The following is a 22,339-nucleotide window of genomic DNA, read 5'->3' as shown; positions in this document are numbered from 1 at the left end:
GGCGAGGCCAGTTCGACGGAAGTCCTTGATCTGTCCGCGGCCCCGCGCCGAAAGTCTGTGGCGGTGCGACTTTGGTCGTCGATCATGCATACGGGGGAAGTGGAGCGGGCCCGCACTGCGTAGATTTGTCGACCGTGACTGGTGACAAGGCGGAGCAGGCTGTGTCGGCGTTCCAGGGGCGCCGGTGGCTGTTCCCGTCCGCCGTGATCCATGAGCTCGACCCCGATGTCGGAGCGTCCGGGCGGCGACCGCGGCGCACCGCACGGGACTGGGTCGTCGACTTCTCCTGCTTCCTGCTGGCCGTCCTGATCGGCCTGGCAGCCGCGGACACCGTGAACGGAGACCCGAACACCTCGAAATCACTCGCCGGCATCGACCAGTTGCTCGGCGCCCTCGCCTGCGCCCTGGTCTGGCTGCGCCGCCGCTGGCCGGTCGGGCTCGCCGCCGTGATGGTTCCCCTCAGCTTCGTCTCCGGCACCGCGGGCGGCGCCGGCCTGATCATCTTCTTCTCGCTCGCCGTGCACCGGCCCTTCAAGTACGTGGCCTGGATCGGCGGCACTTCCCTGGCGGGCATCCCGCTCTACTTCTGGTGGCGCCCGGAGCCCGACCTGGCGTTCGTGCCGGCGGTCCTGCTCACCTCGCTGCTCACCGTCTCGACCATCGCCTGCGGCCTGCTCGTACGAGTCAAGCGGCAGCTCATGCTGAGCCTGCGCGACCGCGCCCTGCGCGCCGAGACGGAGGCGAAGCTGCGCGCCGAGCAGGCGCAGCGGCTGGCCCGCGAGGCCATCGCCCGGGAGATGCACGACGTGCTCGCGCACCGGCTGACGCTGCTGAGCGTGCACGCCGGTGCGTTGGAGTTCCGGCCCGACGCGCCGCAGGCGGAGGTCGCGCGGGCCGCCGGCGTCATCCGGGAGAGCGCGCACGAGGCGCTCCAGGACCTGCGCGAGATCATCGGCGTGCTGCGGGCCGGCGAACCCGACGAGGCCGGCCGTCCGCAGCCGACGCTCGCCGCGCTGGACGCCCTGGTCGCCGAGTCCCGCGAGGCCGGCATGAAGGTCACCCTCGACAACCGCGTCACCGACCCCGCCGCCGTCCCGGCCTCCGTCGGCCGCACCGCCTACCGCATCGCCCAGGAGGGCCTGACCAACGCCCGCAAGCACGCCCCCGGCACCGAGGTCACCGTGACCGTCACCGGCGGCCCGGGGGAGGGCCTGACCGTGGACGTACGGAACCCGGCACCCGAGGGCGAGGTGCCACCCGTGCCCGGCTCCGGGCAGGGCCTGATCGGACTGACGGAACGGGCCACGCTGGCCGGGGGGCGGCTCGCGTACGGGCCGGAGGGGGACGGGGGATTCGGGGTGCGGGGTTGGCTGCCGTGGGGGTGAGCGACTCCGGCCAACTCACCGGCCGCGACCGTGATTACGTAGGGCGCATGACTGCGATCAGAGTGCTCCTCGTCGACGACGACCCCCTCGTACGGGCCGGGCTGTCCTTCATGATGGGCGGGGCCGAGGACATCGAGATCGTCGGGGAGGCGGCCGACGGCCGTGAGGTCGAGGCACTCGTCGACCGCACCAGCCCGGACGTCGTCCTGATGGACATCCGGATGCCGTCGATGGACGGGCTGACGGCCACCGAGCGGCTGCGCGGCCGTAAGGACGCCCCGCAGGTCGTGGTCCTGACCACCTTCCACGCCGACGAACAGGTGCTGCGGGCGCTGCGTGCCGGCGCCGCCGGATTCGTCCTGAAGGACACCCCGCCCGCCGAGATCGTCGACGCGGTGCGCCGGGTCGCGGCCGGCGACCCCGTCCTGTCGCCCTCTGTCACCCGCCGGCTGATGGAGCACGCGGCCGGTGCCGCGGCCGACACCCGGCGGGCACGCGCGCGTGCCCGCATCGAGGCCCTCAACGACCGTGAACGCGAGGTCGCCGTCGCGGTCGGCCGGGGGCTGTCCAACGCCGAGATCGCCGCCGCCCTCTTCATGAGCGTGGCCACCGTCAAGACCCATGTCTCCCGCATCCTGGCCAAGCTCGACCTCAACAACCGTGTGCAGATCGCCCTGTTGGCATACGACGCGGGACTTCTGGAGGAATCCGAGGAGGACGGGCACTGATCGCGGGCGTCGGGCGTTGTCTGTGTGTCGCGGCTGTTGTGCGGGGGCTGTTGTGCGGGGGCTGTTGTGCGGGGGATGGTGTGCGAGGGGGAGGGCCATGGCGGACGTCATCGACATGGGGGAGTTCGGCGAGGGGTTCCGCGTGAACCCGCATCCGGCGTACGCACGCCTGCGCGCCGAAGGCCCCGTCCACCGCGTCCGGCTGCCCGAGTGGCACTCCGAGGTGTGGCTCGTCGTCGGGCATGAGGAGGCGCGTACGGCACTCGCCGAGCCGCGGTTGTCCAAGGACGGTGCCAAGATCGGCCTGAAGTCCCTCGACGAGGAGCTGATCGGGAAGAACCTGCTGGTCACCGACCCGCCCCAGCACACCCGGCTGCGCGGCCTGATCGCCCGCGCCTTCACCATGCGCCGCGTGGAGGCACTGCGCCCGAGGATCCAGCAGCTCACGGACGAACTGCTCGACGCGATGCTGCCGCGGGGCCGTGCCGACCTGGTGGAGTCCCTGTCCTATCCGCTGCCGATCACCGTCATCTGCGAACTGCTCGGCGTGCCCGAGATGGACCGCGCGGAGTTCCGCAAGATGTCCACGGAGGCGGTGGCGCCGAGCACCCCGGGCAGCGAGCACGACGCCTACGTCCGCCTCGGCGCGTACTTCACCGACCTGATCGAGGACAAGCGCGCCGCCGGGCCGAGCGGCGACCTGCTGAGCGACCTGATCCGCACCACCGCCGAGGACGGCGACCGGCTCTCCCCGGACGAACTGCGGGGCATGGCCTTCATCCTGCTCATCGCGGGCCATGAGACCACGGTCAATCTCATCACCAGCGGCGTCCACTCCCTGCTCACCCACCCCGACCAACTCGCCGCGCTGCGCGCCGACATGGGCCTTCTCGACGGCGCCGTCGAGGAGATGCTGCGCCATGAGGGCCCGGTGGAGACGGCGACGTTCCGGTATGCCGCGGAGCCCCTGGAGCTGGGCAGCGTCCGGATCGACCGGGGCGAGTCGGTGATGATCGGCCTCACCGCCGCCAACCGTGACGCGAGCCGCTACCCCGCTCCCGACACCTTCGACATCCGCCGTGACGCCCGCGGCCATGTCGCCTTCGGCCATGGCATCCACTTCTGCCTGGGCGCCCCGCTGGCCCGCCTCGAAGCGCGTACGGCGATACGGTCCCTGCTCGACCGCGCCCCCGACCTCGCCCTCGACGGCCCACCCGGCGAGTGGCTCCCGGGCATGCTGATGCGCGGCATGCGCAGCCTGCCGGTGCGCTGGTGAGCGGCAGAGCGGGGGGAGCTGCAGCTGGCGGGGCGTTGGGCGCCGTGGCTGGTGGTGCCGCGCTGGTCGTGGCTGGCGGTGCGCTGATGGCCGGGGCTGATGGCGCCGCGCGAGCCGTGGACGTCGGTGCGCTGAGGACTGCGGCTGACGGCGCTGCGCGAGCCGTGGACGTCGGTGCGCTGAGAGCTGCGGACGGCGCCCCGCAAGCCGTCGCTGCCCCTGCCCCGCACCTCGTGGACGTCGCTGCCCTGAAGGCCGTAGATGTTACGGACCGCTGAGGCGGCGCGGCGCTGCCGCCATCCCGCTGTCGTCCGTCACTCCGCTGTTGTCCGTCACCCCGCTGTCGTCCGTCCCGTCGGCGTCCGATTACACCGTCGTGGACGCGGAGCCGCCCGGGATCTCCGCGAGCCGTACCGGTCTTCGCTCGCGCCGGGACACGTCGCAGGCCTCGGCGATGCGCAGCGACTGCAGGGCCTCGCGGCCGTCGCACGGGTTGGCGCGCTCGCCCCGCACCACCTCGATGAACGCGGCCAGTTCGGCCTCGTAGGCGGGCCCGAAGCGCTCCAGGAAGCCGGTCCACGGCTTGTCGGCGGCCGGCGGCCCGGTCGGCTCGGTGGACGCGATGGGCGTACGGTCGTCCAGGCCGACCACGACCTGGTCCAGTTCCCCGGCGAGCTCCATGCGGACGTCGTATCCCGCCCCGTTCAGCCGCGTCGCCGTGGCCGTGGCGAGCGTGCCGTCGTCGAGGGTGAGGACGGCCGCGGCCGTGTCGATGTCACCGGCCTGCCGGAACATCGCGGGACCGGCGTCGGACCCGGCCGCGTAGACGTCGACCACCTCGTGCCCCGTCACCCAGCGCAGCACGTCGAAGTCGTGGATCAGGGTGTCCCGGTACAGCCCGCCGGACTGCGGCAGATACGCGGCCGGCGGCGGCGTCTGGTCCGAGGTCAGCGCCCGCACGGTGTGCAGCCGCCCCAGCCGTCCGGAGCGCACCGCCTCCCGGGCCCCCGCGTAACCGGCGTCGAAGCGGCGCTGGAACCCCATCTGGAGAACCGTCCCCGCGGTCTCGACCTCGGTGATCGCCTGCACGGTGCCCGGCACGTCGAGGGCGATCGGCTTCTCGCAGAACACCGGCAGCCCCGACCGTGCCGCCCGGCCGATCAGTTCGGCGTGGGCCGATGTCGCCGTCGTGATCACCACGGCGTCCACGCCCCAACGGAAGATCTCGTCCACCCCTGGCGCGGCCGTCTCCCCCAGCCGCTGTGCCAGATCCTGTGCCCTCTCCCGGTTCGCGTCCGTGAGGATGAGGGACCCGACTTCCCGATGGCGACTGAGCGTGTTCGCGTGAATGGTGCCGATTCGCCCCGTACCGATGACCCCGATGCGCATAAAAACAAACCTGCGGCCCAGGCCCTTACCCTGTCAATGCGTATGTCCGGACAATCGAACTACACAACTTCCCGTCAACCGCCCACGGGGCTACGCTCGGCCCGTGCCGAAACCAGAAGTGGACCCGACCGTGCAGCTGGACCTCAGTGTGGACCGAAGCAGTCCGGTGCCGTTGTACTTCCAGCTGTCCCAGCAGCTCGAAGCGGCGATCGAGCACGGAACGCTCACCCCCGGCAGTCTGCTGGGCAATGAGATCGAGCTCGCCGCACGTCTCGGACTGTCCCGGCCCACCGTCCGCCAGGCCATCCAGTCCCTGGTCGACAAGGGCCTGCTGGTCCGCCGCCGGGGCGTCGGCACCCAGGTCGTGCACAGCCAGGTCAAACGCCCGCTGGAACTCAGCAGCCTCTACGACGACCTGGAGGCGGCCGGCCAGCGCCCCGCGACCCGGGTCCTCGTCAACACGGTCGTCCCCGCGTCCGCCGAGGTGGCGGCAGCCCTCGCCGTCGGCGAGGACAGCGAGGTCCACCGCGTGGAACGGCTGCGGCTGGCGCACGGCGAGCCGATGGCGTACCTCTGCAACTTCCTGCCGCCCGGGCTGCTCGACCTGGACACCGCGCAGCTGGAGGCCACCGGCCTGTACCGGCTGATGCGGGCCGCCGGGATCACGCTGCACAGCGCCCGTCAGTCGATCGGCGCCCGTGCCGCCGGCGCCGCCGAGGCCGAACGGCTCGGCGAGCCCGAGGGCGCCCCGCTGCTCACCATGCAGCGCACCACCTTCGACGACACCGGCCGCGCAGTCGAGTTCGGCACCCACACCTACCGGCCGACGCGCTACTCCTTCGAGTTCCAGCTCCTCGTACGACCGTAGAAGCCGTATCCGGAATCGGTCCGCGAGCCCGCAATTCGTCTCAATGTCAGGACAAAGGGACGCCTGACGCGCCCCTTCAGGGGCGCGGGGCTTGCATCCCCGTACCGCACCTGTGGTCACCGTGAGGCAGAATCTGCGGTGATGAGCAACTACCGCGACCTACCGTTCCCGAGAGCACTGAGCAACGTCGGTGTGCCAGGCGCCCCCATCGGTTCCCGCCGCGCGCCCACGCTCCGCACAGTCGGTACGAGGGAACGCCGCTCCCACCTCACCGCCCCCCGCGTGCCCACCGTCGGCATCGACATCGGCGGCACCAAGGTGATGGCGGGCGTCGTGGACGCCGACGGGAACATCCTGGAGAAGCTCCGCACGGAGACCCCGGACAAGTCCAAGAGCCCGAAGGTCGTCGAGGACACCATCGTCGAACTGGTCCTTGACCTGTCCGACCGGCACGACGTGCACGCCGTCGGCATCGGCGCGGCCGGCTGGGTCGACGCCGACCGCAACCGCGTGCTGTTCGCGCCTCACCTGTCCTGGCGCAACGAACCGCTGCGCGACCGCATCGCCGGCCGCCTCGCGGTCCCGGTCCTGGTGGACAACGACGCCAACACCGCCGCCTGGGCGGAGTGGCGCTTCGGCGCCGGCCGCGGCGAGGACCACCTCGTCATGATCACGCTCGGCACCGGCATCGGCGGCGCGATCCTGGAGGACGGGCAGGTCAAGCGCGGCAAGTACGGCGTCGCCGGCGAGTTCGGCCATATGCAGGTCGTCCCCGGCGGCCACCGCTGCCCCTGCGGCAACCGCGGCTGCTGGGAGCAGTACAGCTCCGGGAACGCGCTGGTCAGAGAGGCGCGTGAGCTGGCGGCGGCCGACTCCCCGGTGGCCTACGGGATCATCGAGCACGTCAAGGGGAACATCGCCGACATCACCGGCCCGATGATCACCGAGCTGGCCCGCGAGGGCGACGCCATGTGCATCGAGCTGCTCCAGGACATCGGCCAGTGGCTCGGCGTCGGCATCGCCAACCTCGCGGCGGCGCTCGACCCCTCCTGCTTCGTGATCGGCGGCGGCGTGTCCGCGGCCGACGACCTGCTGATCGGCCCCGCGCGGGACGCGTTCAAGCGGCAGCTCACCGGCCGCGGCTACCGTCCTGAAGCCCGCATCGCCCGCGCCCAGCTGGGCCCCGAGGCGGGTATGGTCGGCGCCGCCGACCTCGCCCGTCTGGTCGCCCGCCGCTTCCGCCGCGCCAAACGCCGCCGCGTCGAGCGGTACGAGCGCTACGAGCGGTACGCGGAGGCTCGCCGCGAAGCCCGGGAGGCGCTGTGACGGCCCAACTGCCCCATCAGGCCCCGCCGGCGGACGAGCAGCCCGGGCAGGGCGAGGCCCGCGGCCGGGTGATCCGCCGCCGGGCGCTCACCCTGCTCATCATCGTGCTGCTCATCGGCGTACCGGCCGGCTATCTGGTGATCTCCGCCGCGCAGAGCCGGGACAGCGGCCGCGACAAGGAGGAGAAGTACTCGGCGCGGGGCCTCACCCCCGTCTGGCCGTCGAAGGTCCAGCGCCGCCTCTACCAGGTGCCGATGCCGCACCCGTCGGGCAAGGTCGCCTACTACGAGACGAACAACTGGAAGACCAGCCGGCTCTACGTCCAGTTCCAGACCCCCAACGCGAACCTGGACGTCTTCCTCAAGGACCTGGGCACCAGCCGGGCCGAGCTGAAGCGGAACAAGATCACCATCGGGAAGCGCGACCAGAAGGTCACCGGCTGGGACTTCACGAGCCCCGGCCCCTGGTACGGCCTGGTCCACGAGCAGCGGGACCCGCGGCCCACCCAGCAGGTCATGGTCAGCCTGGGCGATCCGAACAACCCGTTCATCTACGTCGTCTCGCGCGTCATCCCCTGAGGCTCCGCGCCCGCCCGGGCCGGTGGCCGGGGCCGATTGTCAGACCCCGCCCGTAGAGTCGAAGACGTCTGATCCGACACACGGGCGGGAGGTGACAGGACGTATGACCGAGGCGACCGCGGTGGCCGACCGGGCGGGGGAGTCCGTACCCCTCCGACTCGCGGCCGTCTTCCTGCCCGCCCCCGTCCCGCGCGAGGGCCGGATCGCGTTCTGGGATCCCGAGGGCGACATCGGCGGCGACTCCCCGAGCGGCGACGGCATCGGTCGTACGGAGCTGACAGTCGTACGACGTCATGGCACCGGAGTGCGCCGCAGGCCCGCCCCCGCGCTGTCGCTGCCGGTCGGCGAGGCACTGCCGCTGCTGGTGCGGGCGCGGCGCGACCCCGCCGCACACCCGGCCACCGCGTGCTGGGGCGCCGCCGCGCTGCACGCGCTGCGGCTCGCGGCCCGTGGACGCCTGCTGCCCGGGCTGACCCCGTCCGGGCACGACGCCTGGCGGGCCGGACCCCTCGAACCGGACGACATCGCGCACCTGCGCGCGGTCGCGGCGGCGCTCCCTCCCGAGGGACATGCCGTGCCCCTGCCCGGCCCCGGACCGCTTCGGCTGCCCGAACCGGAAGCGCTGATGCGCACCTTCCTCGACGCGGTCGCGGACACCCTGCCCCGCACCCCCGCCGCGCCGTACGTCTCCGGCAGGCCCTTCGCGGATACCCGCCCGCAGCATCTGCCGGATGCCCACGACTGGGCCGCGGAGGTCGCCGCCGGCATGGACGCGGGCGTGCGGATCTCGCTCCGGCTGGACCTGTCGGCGTACGACCTCTTCGACGGGGGCGAGTGGGTCCGCAGTGCCGGTGCGGCGATCGTCCAGGTGCACAGCCTCGCCGACCCCACGCTCGTCGTCGACGCGGCGGCCCTGTGGGCGGGTGAGGCGGACACGGCGTTCGGTCCACGCGCGCACGTGGACGCCGCCCTCGCCGTGCGCCGCGCGGCCCGCGTCTGGCCGCCGCTGGACCGGCTCGCCGAACAGGACGTGCCCGACGTACTGGCCCTGACCGAGGGGGAGCTGGGCGAGCTGCTCGGTGCCGCGGCCACCCGGCTCGCCGCCGCCGGGGTCGCCGTGCACTGGCCGCGGGACCTGGCGCAGGACCTCACCGCGGCAGCGGTCGTACGGCCCGCGCCGGGCTCGGCGACCGACGGCACCGGCTTCTTCGAGAGCGAGGAACTCCTCCAGTTCCGCTGGCAGTTGGCGCTCGGCGGCGACCCGCTGACCGAGGCCGAGATGGATGCGCTCGCCGAGGCGCACCGACCCGTCGTACGCCTCAGGGACCAGTGGGTCCTCGTCGATCCGGCACTCGTGCGCAAGGCCCGCAAGCGCGAACTGGGGCTGCTCGACCCGGTGGACGCGCTGTCCGTCGCGCTGACCGGCAGCGCGGAGGTCGACGGCGAGACCGTGGACGCGGTGCCGACCGGCGCGCTGGCCGCCCTGCGCGACCGGCTGACGGCGGGGGTGCGGCCCGCCGAGCCGCCGCCGGGGCTGCGCGCCCGGCTGCGGGACTACCAACTCCGGGGCCTGGCCTGGCTCGACCTCATGACCTCGCTCGGCCTCGGCGGCTGCCTCGCCGACGACATGGGCCTCGGCAAGACGATCACGCTCATCGCGCTGCACCTGAAGCGGGCCCGCAGCGAGCCCACCCTGGTGATCTGCCCGGCCTCCCTGCTCGGCAACTGGCAGCGGGAGATCACCCGTTTCGCGCCCGGCGTCCCCGTCCGCCGCTTCCACGGCCCCGACCGCACCCTGGACGACCTGGACGGCGGCTTCGTCCTCACGACGTACGGCACGATGCGCTCTGCGGCGCCGACACTGGCCCAGCAGGCGTGGGGCATGGTCGTCGCGGACGAGGCACAGCACGTCAAGAACCCGTACTCGGCGACCGCGAAGGCGCTGCGCACGATCCCGACGCCCGCGCGCGTGGCCCTGACCGGCACGCCGGTGGAGAACAACCTCTCCGAGCTGTGGGCGCTGCTGGACTGGACGACACCGGGACTGCTCGGCCCGCTGAAGTCCTTCCGGTCCCGGCACGCGCGCGCCGTGGAGAACGGCGAGGACGAGGAGGCGGTGGAGCGGCTGGCCCGCCTGGTCCGCCCCTTCCTGCTGCGCCGCAAGAAGTCCGACCCGGGCATCGTTCCCGAGCTGCCGCCCAAGACGGAGACGGACCACCCCGTTCCGCTCACCCGGGAACAGGCCTCGCTCTACGAGGCGGTGGTGCGCGAGTCGATGCTGGCCATCGAGACGGCGCAGGGGATCGGCCGCCGTGGCCTGGTACTGAAGCTGCTCACCTCGCTGAAGCAGATCTGCAACCACCCTGCGCTGTACCTCAAGGAGGAGATCCGGGGCGACGGCCACGCCGCCCGCTCCGGCAAACTGGCCCTGCTGGACGAGCTGTTGGACACCCTGCTCGCCGAGGACGGCTCGGCGCTGGTCTTCACGCAGTACGTCGGGATGGCCCGCCTGATCACCTCCCACCTGGCCACCCGGGCGGTCCCCGTGGACCTGCTGCACGGCGGCACACCCGTGCCCGAGCGGGAGCGGATGGTGGACCGCTTCCAGAGTGGTGCGACGCCGGTCCTCGTGCTGTCGTTGAAGGCGGCCGGCACCGGTCTGAACCTCACCCGCGCGGGCCATGTCGTCCACTTCGACCGCTGGTGGAACCCGGCCGTGGAGGAACAGGCCACCGACCGCGCCTATCGCATCGGCCAGACCCAGCCGGTCCAGGTCCACCGCCTCATCACCGAGGGCACCGTCGAGGACCGCATCGCCGAAATGCTCGAATCCAAGCGCGCCCTCGCCGACGCGATCCTCGGCTCCGGCGAGTCCGCCCTCACAGAACTGACGGACCGCGACCTGTCCGACCTCGTCTCACTACGGAGGCAACCATGACCTCCCGCCCCGCCGACGAGGCCCGCCGAGCCCTCAGGGAGGCCCGGGAGCGCGCGAGCCGACCTGAGTCTGGCTCCGGTGAACAGCGGCCGGGGGCGGGCACGGAGCGCGGTGCGGACGCAACGGCTCCCGAGGAGACGGTGGGCACTGGCGGGCTCGCGACTGGGGCGGCGGGGGCTGGGGGCGGCGGGGCTGTCGGTGGGGCAGCAGGGGCTGGGGATGGCGGGGCTGCTGGTGGAGTGGGTCGAGCTGAAGGCGACGAGGCTCCGGGTGGGGCGGCGCGAGCTGAGGGCGACGGGGCTCCGGGTGGGCTGGGGAGATTTGGGGATGGCGAGGCGGGGGGTAGGGCGGCGCGCGCTGGGGGCGGCGAGATTCCGGGTGGAGTGGCGCGAGTTGGGGGCGGCGGGGCTGCCGACGACGACGTACGGCCGACCACCGGGGACACCTCAGGAGGAGCACCCCGGCCGGGTGACGTGGCCCGGGCGGCGCTGCGTGATGCCGTCACTGGCAGGCGTGCCGCGCCCGCGGACAACGCTGGGGGTGCCTCGGCCGCGGACGTGTCGGACGGTGCCGCCGCGGGGGAGATCTCCGGCGAGGAGGGGAGCCGGGTTCGGGACGAGGGGGCCGAGGGCCCTGCCCGCGACCGGGCCGTGACCGGGCAGCGAGGGGGCCGCGGGGCGGCGACGCATCCCCGCGAGGCTCCGGAGGGGTCTGGCGAAGCTCGGGCCGCGCGTCCCGCGGATGTCGCACGGCAGGCGTTGCGTGCCGCTCGTGGTGAGGGGCGGGAAGAGGGGGCGGGCCGTGCGGACGGGGGAGTCGAGGCCTCGCCCAGGCCGAGTCCCCGGGCTCGGACCGCGCCGGCGGAAGAGCGGGGCCGGCACACCCGCGCCGCCCAGGGCAGAGCTCGCGCCCTGTCGGACCGGGGCGGGCAGCCCCGCGCCGCCCAGGGGCGAGCCAGCGCCTTGTCGGACCTCGTCGCCGACGCCTTCCGGATGCCGGCCGCGGACGACCTGCCTGAGGAGGAGCCCTCCGGGACCCCCACGTCCACCCGCCAACCTGGCTCGCCGAACGCCCTTGCCCGCCCCGACTCTCGCGTACCCACCCACTCCCGACCTCCATCGGGCGCGGGAACCCTGCGCGCCGGGACCGCCGTCACCGAACTGCGCCGCACCTTCCCCGCGTTCGGACCGCACCCCTCGGACGGTGGTGGATTCGCGGCGACCTGGTGGGGCAACGCATGGGTCGCGGCGCTGGAAGAAGGGGCCCTGGATGCCAAGCGGTTGGCCCGGGGACGTGGGTATGCGCAGCAGGGGAATGTGGAGGCCATCACCGTCACTCCCGGTCTCGTCCTCGCGTATGTGCAGGGCAGTCGACCGCGCCCCTACCGCGTGCAGCTGCGCCTGCGCACATTGGAGGACGCCGACTGGGAGCGGTTCCTGGACACCGCCGCCGAGCGGCCCGGGCATATCGCCGCGCTGCTGGACAAGGAGTTGCCGCAGTCCCTGGCGGACTGCGGAGTCCCGTTGCTCCCCGGCCCCGGGGACCTTGCCCCGCAGTGCAGTTGCCCCGACCACGGCCACCCCTGCAAGCACGCCGCCGCGCTCTGCTACCAGACGGCACGGCTGCTGGACGCCGACCCCTTCGTCCTGCTTCTGCTGCGCGGTCGCGGAGAGCGGGAACTGCTCGACGCCCTCTCCCGTCGCAACGCCGCCCGCGCGGCCCGCGCCGCCCAGGAGCGGGAACCGGCGCCGCTGCCGGGGGTACGGGCCACTGAGGCGCTGGCGCCGCGTCAACTCCCGCCTCTCCCCGCTCCGCCGCCCGCACCCCCGCACCCCGGGCAACCCCCGGTCTACCCGGCCGCGCCGGGCGGTCCGGACCCCTTCGCGCTGGACCAGTTGGCGACCGACGCGGCCCTCCGCGCCCACACGCTGCTCGCCGTCGGCCGTGACCCGGTCGCCGAACTGACGCTGTGGCAGGACGCGGTGCGGCTCGCCGCGGCCCGCCCGGGTTCCGGACTCACCGCCGGTACCCGTGCCCTGTACTCCTCGCTCGCCTCCGCCGCCGGCCGCACCCCTGCCGAACTGGCCCGCGCGGTCGCGGCCTGGCGCCAGGGCGGCCTTGAGGGCCTCGCCGTCCTCGAAGAGACCTGGGACCCACCCGCCGGCCGCTTCGACCGGGCGCGTCCCCTCCTCCTCGCCGCCGACCTCCCCGCCTTCCGCCCCTGGCGCAACCGCCTCACCCACCCCCGCGGCCACGTCCAGCTACGCCTGGGCCGAGACGGCATCTGGTACCCGTACGAATCGGAACCCGGCCACGACGACTGGTGGCCCCGCGGCACCCCCGACCTGGACCCGGTCGGCGCACTGACGGGCTTGGGCACGTCGCCGGGGGACTGAGGCCCCCGCACCGCCGGGACGTGCGATACCTGGGATCACCTATAGCGGCGGTCTGCCGCACCCGCGCCGGACATGATCTCTCTGGCCTCCGCGGGGATGTTGTCGCTGGTGAAGAGGGTGTTGTCCCGTACGACGTTGCCGCGTTGGCCGTCGACGAGGCCGGTGATGCCGGGATTGGTCGCGTAGTTGCCGGTCAGGGTCTGGTCGCCGGTGAGGTTGTTGTTCTGGTTGTTGGCGTGCGCCCACTGCGCGGCGGTGTCGAGGAAGACGTTGCGCTTGGCGGTGATGTAGCGGGAGCCCTCGTCGAAGTACAAGCCGAGTTGCCCGCTCTTCTCGCAGAAGTTCCCCTCGATGGTGGCGCCCGGGTTGGCGGAGAGCGTGTAGATGCAGCCGGCGTCGAACATCGTGTGCACGACGTCGCTCACGTGGTTACCGACCACGCGGAGGTCCTTCTGGGTCGTGGGCGTGTCATAGATCGGCTGGAAGTCGTACAGGCCGCGGTTGATGTACTCAGGGCTGCCGCCCTTGTCGTTGGCGCCCCACCCGAATCCGACCCCGATGCCGGTGTACGGCATGTCGGCAACGTCGTTGTGCTCGATGGTCAGCCGGGTTGCGTAGCTGGCGAAGATGCCGTCCTGGTCCAGGTACTCCAGCGCCGTGGAGAAGACGCGGTTGTCGCCGATCAGGATGTCGCTGTTGGTCATGCGCTCGTCGGACGGGTGGTGCGCGTCGGGGCGGACCCCGCCGACCACGATGCCGCCGCCGGCGCTCGCGGTGAACGTGTTGCCGGTGACGGAGATGTTCCGCGCGCCCAGTCCGACGCCGGTGGCATGGGCGTTGGCGTCGTTGCCGATGCCGAGCCCGACGGAGCCGAGGTTCACGAAGCGGTTGCCGGCGAAGGAGATGCCGTGCGCCGCCGAGACCTGCACGGCCGCGGGCGCCTGTGCCCAGCCGTTACGGGCTCCTTCGAAGCCCTTGCAGCCGACCTCGCACGACGTGAAGGCGTCCGCGGGCCGCTCGGGCTGGACGCCGGTGATGAACGTGCCCGTCTGCTGGTTGGCGTATCCGTTGGGCGAGCTGGGGTGCAGCCACGTGGTGCCGGTGAAGGTCAGTCCCTGGAAACGCAGGTCGTGGGCCGGCTCGTCGTAGGTGCCGCCGACCTCGAGCACCGTTTCCATGCGCGGCAGCTCGACCCGTGCGCGGTGAATGTCCTGTCCCTCGAGCGGCTTGTAGTAGAGCGTGCCGGCCGTCTTGTCCAGGTACCACTCGCCGGGTCGGTCGAGGAAGCTCTTGGAGTTCAGCAGCCAGAACTGCGGTGTCCTGAACGGGGACTGGATGGTGTCGTATCCGTACGTGTTGTTGTCCCAGGCGGGCTGCTGCATCGTGACGGTGGAGCCGGAGATGCTCTCCACGGGCGCGAAGCGGTTGGTGAACGACAGCTTCGCCTGGAGTTCGATGCGCCTCTGGTCGGGCAGCGCGGCCAGGTGGTCCAGATCCGGGTTGTCGAGGGTGAAGCCGGTCGGGGTGAGGGAGATGTCGGACCGGTTCAGCTCGAGGCGCGCCCGCTGTGCCGGTACGCCGTCGACGTAGAGCTGCCGGGTGTCGAAGCCGGTGCCGACGTCCGTCTTGTAGATGCCCTTCTCCGGGTCGTCCAGCTCCCAGCCCGCGACCGGTTCCGCGCCGCTCACCACGGGCTTCGCTCCGGGCGCGGCCTTCCAGGTCACCGTGTGCCCGTCGCGGCCGGAGTCGGCCGCTCCGAAGCGCAGCGGCGAGGTGAGCCGGTGGGTCCCGCTCAGGAGAGTCACGGTGACGTCGCCGTCGCCTCGGGCAGCGAGGGCCCGTGCCCGGCGTTGCGCCTCCGCCAGGGTCTTCAACGGCCGTTTGACCGTGCCCGGCCCGTGGTCGCTGGCGCGCGGAGCGCCGGTGGGAGCGACGGCGAGTCTGTGTTCCTTGGGAGCGGCGTGTGCGTCGGAGGGCAGGGCGGCGAGCAGTCCGGCGGCCAGGGTCGCGGCGGTCGCCACGACGGACGTTCTTGTGTGCCGTGCGAGGAGCGAGTGCATGGTTACGTCCCTTCTTCGCGGTCGGGGTGGTCCGGGCCGGTCAGGGTCCAGCGGTGTGCGGCACTTCGTTGACGGGATGCGGTACGAGGAACTGGGGAGGACCGGGGTCGTGCTGCTGCCTGTCGGCGCGGTGATCGGCTGCTGTGAGCAGTCGTCGTCCTGCGTGATCGGGCCGGATGCCGGGACCTCCGGGTGCGGCGGTGTGCTGTCGCCCTGACGCCGTCATCGCTTCCTCGTCGACCTCGATGCCCAGGCCCGGCGAGTGACCGAGGACGAAGGCACCGTCCTCGACGTGCAGGTCGAGGGAGAGGCCGAGGGGCGGCTGGAGGTTCTGCAGCTCGGCGGCGATGAGGTTGGGCACGGACGTCGCGGCGTGCAGGAGCGCCACGGGAGTGTCGCCGATCGGGCTGACGGGCAGGTCGTGGGCGTGAGCCAGGGCGGCGACCCGAAGAAAGTGGGTCACGCCCCAGACCGCCGCCGACTGGACGATGTCGACCGCGCCCCGGGCCAGCAGCGGCCGGTACTGCTCGAGGCCGCTGAGGTTCTCCCCGCTGGCGACCGAAGCCCGGATTCCCCGTCCTACGGCAGCCATTCCTTCGGCGTCCCAGCGCCGGACGGGTTCCTCGACCCAGGTGAGGTCGAGCGTGCGTTCCAGTTCGCAGACGTGACGGACCGCCTGCTTGCGGGTCCAGGTCTCGTTCGCGTCAAGCATCAGGGCCGGCCGCGCCCCTCGTCCGGCCTCGGTCAGGACCTCCCGTACGAGGGTCAGCCGGTCGCGGTCCCGCTCGACGTCCAGGCCGCCCTTGAGCTTGGCCGCCCGCAGGCCGTGCTCGGCGTAGGTCTGGTAGACGTGGGCCAGTTCGTCGTCGCTCAGGACGATGTCCAGGGCCGATGCGTAGGCGGGGACCCTCCGGTCGCCTCCCCCCAGAAGGCGCCACAGCGGTTCGCCCGCCGCCTTCGCCTTGATGTCCCACAGGGCGGTGTCGAGGGCGCCGATGGTCCCGAAGAGGGCTCCGGCGTGGCCGGCCTTGAAGGTGTGCCGCAGCATGCGGTCGTAGAGCGCGGTCACGCACCGCGGGTCCTCGCCGTCGATGGCGGAGAAGACGGCGTCCACTTCTATGTGAGGTCCCAGTCCGACGCCGGTGATCCCCGCGTCGGTGTCCACCAGGATGATCGGCACCGGCGTGACCCCGTCGGCGTGGACGCCGTTGGCGTCACCGATGGGCCGGCCCCATTCCTGGACGGTCGTGAGGGTGCGAAATCCGGTTATCCGCATGTCAGCCCTTCGTGGCACCGGCGGTGATCCCGTCGGCGATCTGGCGCTGGAAGAAGAGGTAGAGCACGAGGACCGGCAGTGCGGCGATCAGCACCCCGGAGGCGAAGGTGGGGATGTCGTCGGAGTACTGACCGCGCAGTGACGTGACTCCGACCATGAGGGTGCGGTGTTCCGAGGACGGCATCATCAGCAGGGAGATGAGCACGTCGTTCCAGCAGAAGAGGGCGTTGAGGATGCCGACCGACAGCAGGGCCGGGCGGCCGATCGGCAGCATGATCCGCCGGTAGACGCCGTACGTCGTGTTCCCGTCGATCCTGGCCGCGTCCATGATCTCGCCCGGGATCCCGGAGTAGTAGCTCGTCATCAGGAAGATCGTGAACGGCAGGAACTGCGCGACGTAGGCGAGGATCAGCCCGGGGTACGTGTCCATCAGACCGCTGTCCGCCATGACCCGCGCAAGCGGGACCATGATCACCTGGAACGGGATGAACAGCGCCGCGAGAAAGCACAGGAACAGGGCCCGTGAGCCCCGGAACCGCAGGTGGCTCAGCGCGAACCCGGCCATCGAGCCGATCAGCAGAAGGAGGGCCACCGCGGACGCCACCACGATGACGGAGTTGGCGAAGTACCGCCCCAGGCCGACACTCGTCCATGCCGTGGCGATGTTGTCCCAGGACAGGGAACTCGTCAGAGAGAACCGGTCGAGGATGTACTCGTGCCGGGTCTTCATGGCGACATTGGCGGTGAACACCAGAGGGTAGATCGTCGCCACTGCCAGGGCGGCCATCGGGACGGCGACCACCCACACACGCAGGCGCACGCGGCGCATCAGTGCTCCCTCCCCGCGCGGCGGAGCAGCGCGATCTGCGCGAGCCCCACCACGAGCATCAGGAGAAAGAGAACCGTCGAGGCGGCCGAGGCGAGCGCCGGCCGGTTCATCTCCCCCTGCTGGACCCAGATGTAGTACTCGGGCAGATAGGTGGCCCCCTCCGGGCCGCCGCTGGTCATCACATAGAGCAGGCCGAACATGGACGTCAGCATCCCGATCATGGTGGTGACGAAGACGAACTGAAGGGTGCGGGACAGACCCGGGACGATCACGTGCCAGATGACCTGGGGCAGCGACGCGCCGTCGACCCGGGCGGCGTCGAGGAGTGTGGCGTCCAGGGTGGAGAACCCGGCGAGGAAGACCACCAGGGCCATCCCGAACGTCGCCCAGACGTGAACGCCGACCACCGTGAACATGGCGATGTCCGGATCGCCGAGCCAGTCGACGGGGTCGATGCCGGTGTTCCCGAGAGCCGCGTTGAGCGGGCCGTCGAAGGCCAGCAGCAGGTTGAAGATCGCGCCGACGATCACCGGAGAGAGCACGGCCGGAAAGAAGTAGACGCTGCGGTAGATCCGGTGCCCGGGCACGCGCAGATAGATGAACGTCGCGAGCAGGCCCGGAATCGCCACCGCCACTGGAAGCAGCAGCACGAGCAGCCCGACGTTCTCCAGAGCTGTGCGAAAGAGCGAGTCCCCGAACAGTTCCGCGTAGTTGTCCAGGCCGACCGTGGTCCCGTCGCGCTCGCCGTCGCCGGTGAAGGAGAAGTTGACGCCCATGAGCAGCGGGACCAGGCGGAACGCCACGACGATCACGATGGCCGGGGCCAGCAGGACGTAGGGAGCGAGGCGTTCGGCACGCTGCCCACTGATGCGCCGCGGGGCATGCACCCCGGGTGCCGTACGGCGCGTGCGCTGCCCGGCCTGTGTCTCGTCGGTCCGCCCGGTATCGGCCGGGCGCACCGACGAGGGCGAACCTCGGAGCGGCACCGGTTCAGCCCTTCTGGTCGGAGTCGGCCAGCTTCTGCAAGGCGTCGTCGACGCTGGTCGATCCGCTCAGGATCTGCTGGGACAGCCTCCCCATCAGATCCAGCGTCTTCGAGGACAGCGCGACGTGGAGTGCGGGCTTGCCGGTTTCGATCTCCGACACGATCGTGGTGAGGGCCTGGCCGCCGCCCGACACGTCAAGGGTGGTGTCGGACACGACCGCGCCGGCGTCGGTGTAGAACGCCTTGAGAGCGTCCTTCGACGTCAGGGAGCGCACCAGGTCCGCGGCCAGTTTCGGCTTCTTCGTCCACTCGGCGACCCCGTAGCCGATACCGCCGTCGTACGGAAGGGCGGGAACGGCTTCGGAGTTGACGAGCGGGGCCTGCATCACGCCGATGTCGTCCGGGTCCAGGAACTCGCTGAAGTCCTTCCAGTGGCCCACGTCCGACATCAGCCCCACGATGTGGGCGGCCTCACCGGACTGGAAGCGGGCGAAGGCGTCGTTGAACAGCGCGGTCGAGTTGGCCCCGTCGTTGTTCAGGCCGGCGTCCTCGGCCTCCTTCCAGAGCTCGAAGATCTGTCGCACATGGGGTGAGTTCCAGTCCCGGTTCCCGGCGATCCAGTCGTCGTACTCCTGCGGAGTGAGGACGCCCGACCCCAGTGCCGAGAGGAAGAACTGGATGCCGATGCCCTCCTTGTTTCCGAGGGAGAGACAACTGGCCTTGGTCTTCTCGGCGATGGCCTCGCAGTCGTCGAGGAACTCCTGCCACGTCGTCGCCGGGTGTTCGGGGTCGAGACCGGCGTCCTTGTAGAGGGCCTTGTTGTAGTAGACCGGATGCCCCTGCAACGTCACCGGCGCGGCATAGACCTTGCCCTGCGCGGTGAAGGCTTCCCAACCCGCCAGCCGTTTCCTGTCCTTGGCCACGTAGTCGTCCAGGGGCAGGAGGGCGTCCGTACGGTCGCGTATCTCACCACCGCCGTTGAAGAGCATGACGTCGGGGCCCTTGCCGGACTGGATGGCCGTGCCCAGCAACGTGTAGTACTGGTCGAACGGCTGGGCGACGAACTCCACCTTCACATCGGGGTGCTTCTCGGCGAAGTCGGCTTTCGCCTGCTTGATGTAGGAGGCGGCCGACTCCTCGCCGGACTTCCAGTCCCAGACCACGAGCTTGTCGTCCGCGTTGTCGGAAGAGGAGCCGGATCCCGCGCTGCCGCAGCCGGACAGCGTCATCGCCGCGACCAGGACGGCCGCCCACAGTGCTCGCCGCTTCATGCCGATCACTCTCCGTTGCCTTGCGGGGACTCTCCGCCCGCCGATGACCCGGAAACGTAACTCGTATGACGTATGACGTCAATGGCTGTCGCGTATGATGGCGCCTTGAGTCGCCCGCGTGGTCGCGGGACCACCGGAGGAACCATGACGGCAACGCAGCCAGCAGCTGAGAGCAGTTCGGCGCCTCCCGCCTGGGCACGACGGCCGACCAACCTCGCGAAGGCGGTCACAGCCGAGCTGGTGGGGCGCATCGTTCGCGGGGAGCACCCGCCGGGGACGCCGCTGCCGCCCGAGCCCGCTCTCTGCGAGGCCTTCGCGGTGAGCCGGACCGTCATCCGGGAAGCCGTGAAGATCCTTCAGGAGAAGGGACTGGTGCAGGTCCGCCAGGGTGCCGGCACCACGGTGACCGCCCCGGCGACGTGGAACATGCTCGACGAGCACGTCCTGGCGGCGAGCATCGACCAGGACGAGAGTCTGCAGCTCCTCGACGACCTCGTGGTCACACGGCGGCTGCTGGAGTCCGACATGGCGCACGTCGCCGCCCGGCTGGCCACTCAGGACGTCGTCGATCGGCTGCGCACGCTGGTGGACCGGATGGACGAACTCGTGGACGACCACGTCACGTACGCGGAGCACGACCGCGCCTTCCACGACGTCATCATGCAGGCGTCGGGAAACCGCATCGCCCGTGGGGTGATACGCGCGCTGGAGAGCCAGGTCGTCAACACCGCGCGGTACATGGGCCGGCCCGAGCGCGCCATGTGCGTCGCGTCCAACCGCGGCCATCGCCGCGTGTACGAGCGCATCGCCGCCCACGACCCGAGCGGTGCGGCCGAGGCGATGTTCACCCACATCACCGAAGCCTGGCTCGTCCGCCGCAGCGCACCGGGGGACCCGGTGCGGCTGGACCGCTAGCGGGCGGCCGCGCCGGCGAGACAGTTGACGGCGGCGCTCGACTCAACTGCCGTCGGAGGACCGCCGGTTACGTCCCGTCGACACCCACCGCGGCGCCGCTGGTACTCCAGTCGCGTTCATGACGCGTGTCCGCGTCGCTGGTAGTGGTGCTTCCGTTCGCGGCCGAGCGCGATGGCTGCCGTGCCTGGTTCCGGAACTGTGCGGGCGACGATCCGACCACGCGGCGGAACGCGGTGCTGAACGCGCTCTCGGACAGGTAGCCCGTGGCCCGTGCGAGCTCGGAGATCGACATGGTGTCGCGGGTGAGGGCGTCGCGCGCGAGGCTCATGCGCCATTGGATCAGGTACTCCAACGGCGGGACCCCGACATGGCTCTTGAAGGCCTGGGCGAACGCGGAACGCGACATGTGGCTGATCTCGGCGAGCTCCTTGAGGCTCCAGGAGTGGGCCACGTCCGCGTGCACGGCGCGCAGGGCGGCACCGATGCCGTCCTCGTTCAGGGCGCCCAGCCAGCCGGTGGGCCGGTCTGTCTGACCGGCGTGAGCACGCAGCATGTGCACGAGCAGGATCTGTGCGAGGTGGTTCTGCACCAGCGGGCCGCCCGCGGCGCTGACCCCGACCTCGGTGGCCAGGAGATCGATCAGCTGCGCGAGCCGCCCGCCATGAGGATCGCCGACGCGGACGATCACGAGCGGCGGCAGAAGATCGGTCAGGAGGGCCGCGTTGCTGTCGTCGAACGCGATGTGCCCGACGCAGAGGTAGAGGTCCTCTTCGGACTCCGGGCCGATCCGCACGAACCCGTCTTCGGCACCCGCCCACACCGGCTCCGCGGGGCGCGGGCTTGCGTCGAGCGTGCTGGCCAGCACATAAGGCGGCGGGTTGCCCAGCATGAAGGTGTCACCCTCCCGCAGCAGCACCGGCTCGTGCCCTTCGAGGATCAACCAGCACGTGCCGCGTACGAGGCCCCCGATCCGCACGTGCAAGAACGTGTCGAAGCGCAACGCCCACTCTCCAGCGGCCCGGAGGTTGGGCCCGATCACCGTGCGGGGCCGGAGCAGGCCGATCGCGTCAGCCACTGGATCCCGAAATCCGAGCACCGACGACACCTCCTGGACGATACGTAAAGAACGCCGGACTCTGCATTATGGATAGTATCCCCGGCCTCCCGCAGTATCGATGTCGAACGGATCGGCATCGAGAGAGTGATGGAGACACCCGCAATGGGACAGCTGGAAGGCAAGACGTCGGTGGTCACCGGGGGCAGCACCGGTATCGGTCTGGCCACCGCCGTACGGCTGGCGGACGAGGGCGCGTACGTGTTCGTCACCGGCCGGCGCGAGTCCGAACTGGAGGCCGCCGTCAAGACCATCGGAGCGGACCGGGCCACCGCGGTCGTCGGCGACATCTCGAAGCCGGAGGACCTGGACCGGCTCTACGAGGCGGTCCGGGCGCGAGGCAAGGGTTTGGACGTGCTCGTGGCGAACGCGGCGATCGGTGCGTTCGTGACGCTGGAACAGACCACCGAGGAGCACTTCGACCAGACCTTCGCGGTCAACGTCCGAGGCACGCTGTTCACCGTGCAGAAGGCGTTGCCGCTGCTCAATGAAGGAGCCTCGGTCGTCCTGGTCGGTTCGACGGCCGGCGACCGTGGAGTGGAGGCGTTCGGCGCGTACGCGGCGTCGAAGGCGGCCGTCCGGTCCTTCGCGCGGACGTGGACCAACGAGCTCAAGTCCCGTGGCATCCGGGTCAACGTGGTCTCGCCTGCATGGATCGAGACTCCCGGGGGCACCGCCGCCTTCGGCGACGAGGAGACCGCCCGGGCCGTCAAGGAGAACGTCGCCGCGACCGTGCCCAAGGGCCGCATGGGGCAGCCCGAGGAGGCCGCCGCAGTCGTGGCCTTCCTGGCCTCGGAACAGAGCAGCTACGTCGTCGGCGCGAACATCTACGTCGACGGTGGCACGAACCAGATCTGAGCAGGCGCGATGCGGCGGGCGCCAGCTGAAGCGTTCCAGGCTCTGTGCCGCTGCTACTGAACGCCCGGGAAACCGAGGCTGGTTGACGCGTCTGTTTGGGGCCGCCAGGCCGGTCAGACCGTGAGCCTCGTGCCTAGTTCACTGATG

At 71.3% G+C, this 22,339-nt stretch carries 17 protein-coding genes; 10 read left to right on the top strand and 7 right to left on the bottom strand.

The window, feature by feature from the left end:
* Nucleotides 1-134: 134 nt before the first annotated feature.
* From OG828_RS11055 to OG828_RS11045, 3 genes are all read left to right on the top strand, one after another.
* A complete protein-coding gene (locus OG828_RS11055; RefSeq protein WP_328500995.1) occupies nucleotides 135-1,385 on the top strand; it encodes a sensor histidine kinase in 1,251 nt (416 codons plus the stop codon).
* A 47-nt stretch (nucleotides 1,386-1,432) separates the two neighbouring features.
* Nucleotides 1,433-2,113 (top strand): response regulator transcription factor, encoded by a 681-nt coding sequence (locus OG828_RS11050; RefSeq protein ID WP_328353267.1) that lies wholly within the window; start codon nucleotides 1,433-1,435, stop codon nucleotides 2,111-2,113.
* 97 nt (nucleotides 2,114-2,210) lie between these two features.
* Nucleotides 2,211-3,389 (top strand): cytochrome P450 family protein, encoded by a 1,179-nt coding sequence (locus OG828_RS11045; protein ID WP_328500994.1) that lies wholly within the window; start codon nucleotides 2,211-2,213, stop codon nucleotides 3,387-3,389.
* A gap of 366 nt (nucleotides 3,390-3,755) precedes the next feature.
* On the opposite strand, the gene OG828_RS11040 is transcribed toward OG828_RS11045, so the two are convergent.
* Nucleotides 3,756-4,778 (bottom strand): Gfo/Idh/MocA family protein, encoded by a 1,023-nt coding sequence (locus OG828_RS11040; protein ID WP_328353261.1) that lies wholly within the window; start codon nucleotides 4,776-4,778, stop codon nucleotides 3,756-3,758.
* 130 nt (nucleotides 4,779-4,908) lie between these two features.
* Between OG828_RS11040 and OG828_RS11035 the strand changes: the two genes are divergently transcribed.
* The 5 genes from OG828_RS11035 to OG828_RS11015 all read left to right on the top strand — a co-directional run bounded on the left by OG828_RS11035 (nucleotide 4,909) and on the right by OG828_RS11015 (nucleotide 12,884).
* A complete protein-coding gene (locus tag OG828_RS11035; protein ID WP_210572238.1) occupies nucleotides 4,909-5,646 on the top strand; it encodes a GntR family transcriptional regulator in 738 nt (245 codons plus the stop codon).
* A gap of 141 nt (nucleotides 5,647-5,787) precedes the next feature.
* Nucleotides 5,788-6,972 carry an ROK family glucokinase gene (locus tag OG828_RS11030; RefSeq protein ID WP_210571822.1) on the top strand — a complete coding sequence of 395 codons (1,185 nt, stop codon included), beginning with the start codon at nucleotides 5,788-5,790 and terminating at the stop codon, nucleotides 6,970-6,972.
* Nucleotides 6,969-7,550, top strand: coding sequence for a sugar kinase (locus OG828_RS11025; protein ID WP_328437697.1), 582 nt, complete (start codon nucleotides 6,969-6,971; stop codon nucleotides 7,548-7,550). The genes OG828_RS11030 and OG828_RS11025 overlap by 4 nt, the downstream gene beginning before the upstream one ends.
* Nucleotides 7,551-7,653: 103 nt before the next feature.
* Nucleotides 7,654-10,488, top strand: coding sequence for a DEAD/DEAH box helicase (locus tag OG828_RS11020; RefSeq protein WP_328500993.1), 2,835 nt, complete (start codon nucleotides 7,654-7,656; stop codon nucleotides 10,486-10,488).
* Between the two features lie 383 nt (nucleotides 10,489-10,871).
* The gene (locus OG828_RS11015) at nucleotides 10,872-12,884 is read left to right on the top strand and encodes an SWIM zinc finger family protein (protein WP_443062386.1); all 2,013 of its coding nucleotides are present in this window, start codon (nucleotides 10,872-10,874) and stop codon (nucleotides 12,882-12,884) included.
* A gap of 35 nt (nucleotides 12,885-12,919) precedes the next feature.
* On the opposite strand, the gene OG828_RS11010 is transcribed toward OG828_RS11015, so the two are convergent.
* From OG828_RS11010 to OG828_RS10990, 5 genes are read right to left on the bottom strand one after another with little or no spacing between them, the layout of a single operon-like run.
* On the bottom strand, nucleotides 12,920-14,944 hold the full coding sequence (locus OG828_RS11010) for a right-handed parallel beta-helix repeat-containing protein (RefSeq protein ID WP_328500992.1): 2,025 nt from the start codon (nucleotides 14,942-14,944) through the stop codon (nucleotides 12,920-12,922).
* Nucleotides 14,945-14,984: 40 nt separating this feature from the next.
* Nucleotides 14,985-16,220: a mandelate racemase/muconate lactonizing enzyme family protein gene (locus OG828_RS11005; protein ID WP_328500991.1), complete on the bottom strand. Its 1,236-nt coding sequence runs from the start codon at nucleotides 16,218-16,220 to the stop codon at nucleotides 14,985-14,987.
* 1 nt (nucleotide 16,221) lies between these two features.
* Nucleotides 16,222-17,049, bottom strand: coding sequence for a carbohydrate ABC transporter permease (locus tag OG828_RS11000; protein ID WP_328500990.1), 828 nt, complete (start codon nucleotides 17,047-17,049; stop codon nucleotides 16,222-16,224).
* Nucleotides 17,049-18,008, bottom strand: a complete 960-nt coding sequence (locus OG828_RS10995; protein WP_328500989.1) for a carbohydrate ABC transporter permease — start codon at nucleotides 18,006-18,008, stop codon at nucleotides 17,049-17,051. The genes OG828_RS11000 and OG828_RS10995 overlap by 1 nt, the downstream gene beginning before the upstream one ends.
* A gap of 31 nt (nucleotides 18,009-18,039) precedes the next feature.
* Entirely contained in the window at nucleotides 18,040-19,305 is a 1,266-nt protein-coding gene (locus OG828_RS10990; RefSeq protein WP_328500988.1) for an ABC transporter substrate-binding protein, read from the bottom strand.
* A gap of 144 nt (nucleotides 19,306-19,449) precedes the next feature.
* Here OG828_RS10990 and OG828_RS10985 point away from each other — a divergent pair, with 144 nt between their 5' ends.
* Nucleotides 19,450-20,220: a FadR/GntR family transcriptional regulator gene (locus OG828_RS10985; RefSeq protein ID WP_328353243.1), complete on the top strand. Its 771-nt coding sequence runs from the start codon at nucleotides 19,450-19,452 to the stop codon at nucleotides 20,218-20,220.
* A 67-nt stretch (nucleotides 20,221-20,287) separates the two neighbouring features.
* Here the strand turns inward: OG828_RS10985 and OG828_RS10980 are convergent, their stop codons facing one another.
* Nucleotides 20,288-21,295, bottom strand: coding sequence for an AraC family transcriptional regulator (locus OG828_RS10980; protein WP_328500987.1), 1,008 nt, complete (start codon nucleotides 21,293-21,295; stop codon nucleotides 20,288-20,290).
* A gap of 144 nt (nucleotides 21,296-21,439) precedes the next feature.
* Between OG828_RS10980 and OG828_RS10975 the strand changes: the two genes are divergently transcribed.
* Nucleotides 21,440-22,192 carry an SDR family NAD(P)-dependent oxidoreductase gene (locus OG828_RS10975; protein ID WP_328353237.1) on the top strand — a complete coding sequence of 251 codons (753 nt, stop codon included), beginning with the start codon at nucleotides 21,440-21,442 and terminating at the stop codon, nucleotides 22,190-22,192.
* Nucleotides 22,193-22,339: the final 147 nt, after the last annotated feature.

Source organism: Streptomyces sp. NBC_00457 (assembly GCF_036014015.1).
Lineage (GTDB): Bacteria > Actinomycetota > Actinomycetes > Streptomycetales > Streptomycetaceae > Streptomyces.
The sequence above is the reverse complement of the archived record's forward strand: the minus strand, read 5'-3'. Positions and strand labels throughout refer to the sequence as shown.

Excerpts from the sequence above, each read along its gene's own strand:
- OG828_RS11050 (WP_328353267.1), top strand. The coding sequence starts at position 1,433 with ATGACTGCGATCAGAGTGCTCCTCGTCGACGACGACCCCCTCGTACGG.
- OG828_RS11045 (WP_328500994.1), top strand. The coding sequence starts at position 2,211 with ATGGCGGACGTCATCGACATGGGGGAGTTCGGCGAGGGGTTCCGCGTG.
- OG828_RS11040 (WP_328353261.1), bottom strand. The coding sequence starts at position 4,778 with ATGCGCATCGGGGTCATCGGTACGGGGCGAATCGGCACCATTCACGCG.
- OG828_RS11030 (WP_210571822.1), top strand. The coding sequence starts at position 5,788 with ATGAGCAACTACCGCGACCTACCGTTCCCGAGAGCACTGAGCAACGTC.
- OG828_RS11020 (WP_328500993.1), top strand. The coding sequence starts at position 7,654 with ATGACCGAGGCGACCGCGGTGGCCGACCGGGCGGGGGAGTCCGTACCC.
- OG828_RS11010 (WP_328500992.1), bottom strand. The coding sequence starts at position 14,944 with ATGCACTCGCTCCTCGCACGGCACACAAGAACGTCCGTCGTGGCGACC.
- OG828_RS11005 (WP_328500991.1), bottom strand. The coding sequence starts at position 16,220 with ATGCGGATAACCGGATTTCGCACCCTCACGACCGTCCAGGAATGGGGC.
- OG828_RS11000 (WP_328500990.1), bottom strand. The coding sequence starts at position 17,049 with ATGCGCCGCGTGCGCCTGCGTGTGTGGGTGGTCGCCGTCCCGATGGCC.
- OG828_RS10990 (WP_328500988.1), bottom strand. The coding sequence starts at position 19,305 with ATGAAGCGGCGAGCACTGTGGGCGGCCGTCCTGGTCGCGGCGATGACG.
- OG828_RS10985 (WP_328353243.1), top strand. The coding sequence starts at position 19,450 with ATGACGGCAACGCAGCCAGCAGCTGAGAGCAGTTCGGCGCCTCCCGCC.
- OG828_RS10975 (WP_328353237.1), top strand. The coding sequence starts at position 21,440 with ATGGGACAGCTGGAAGGCAAGACGTCGGTGGTCACCGGGGGCAGCACC.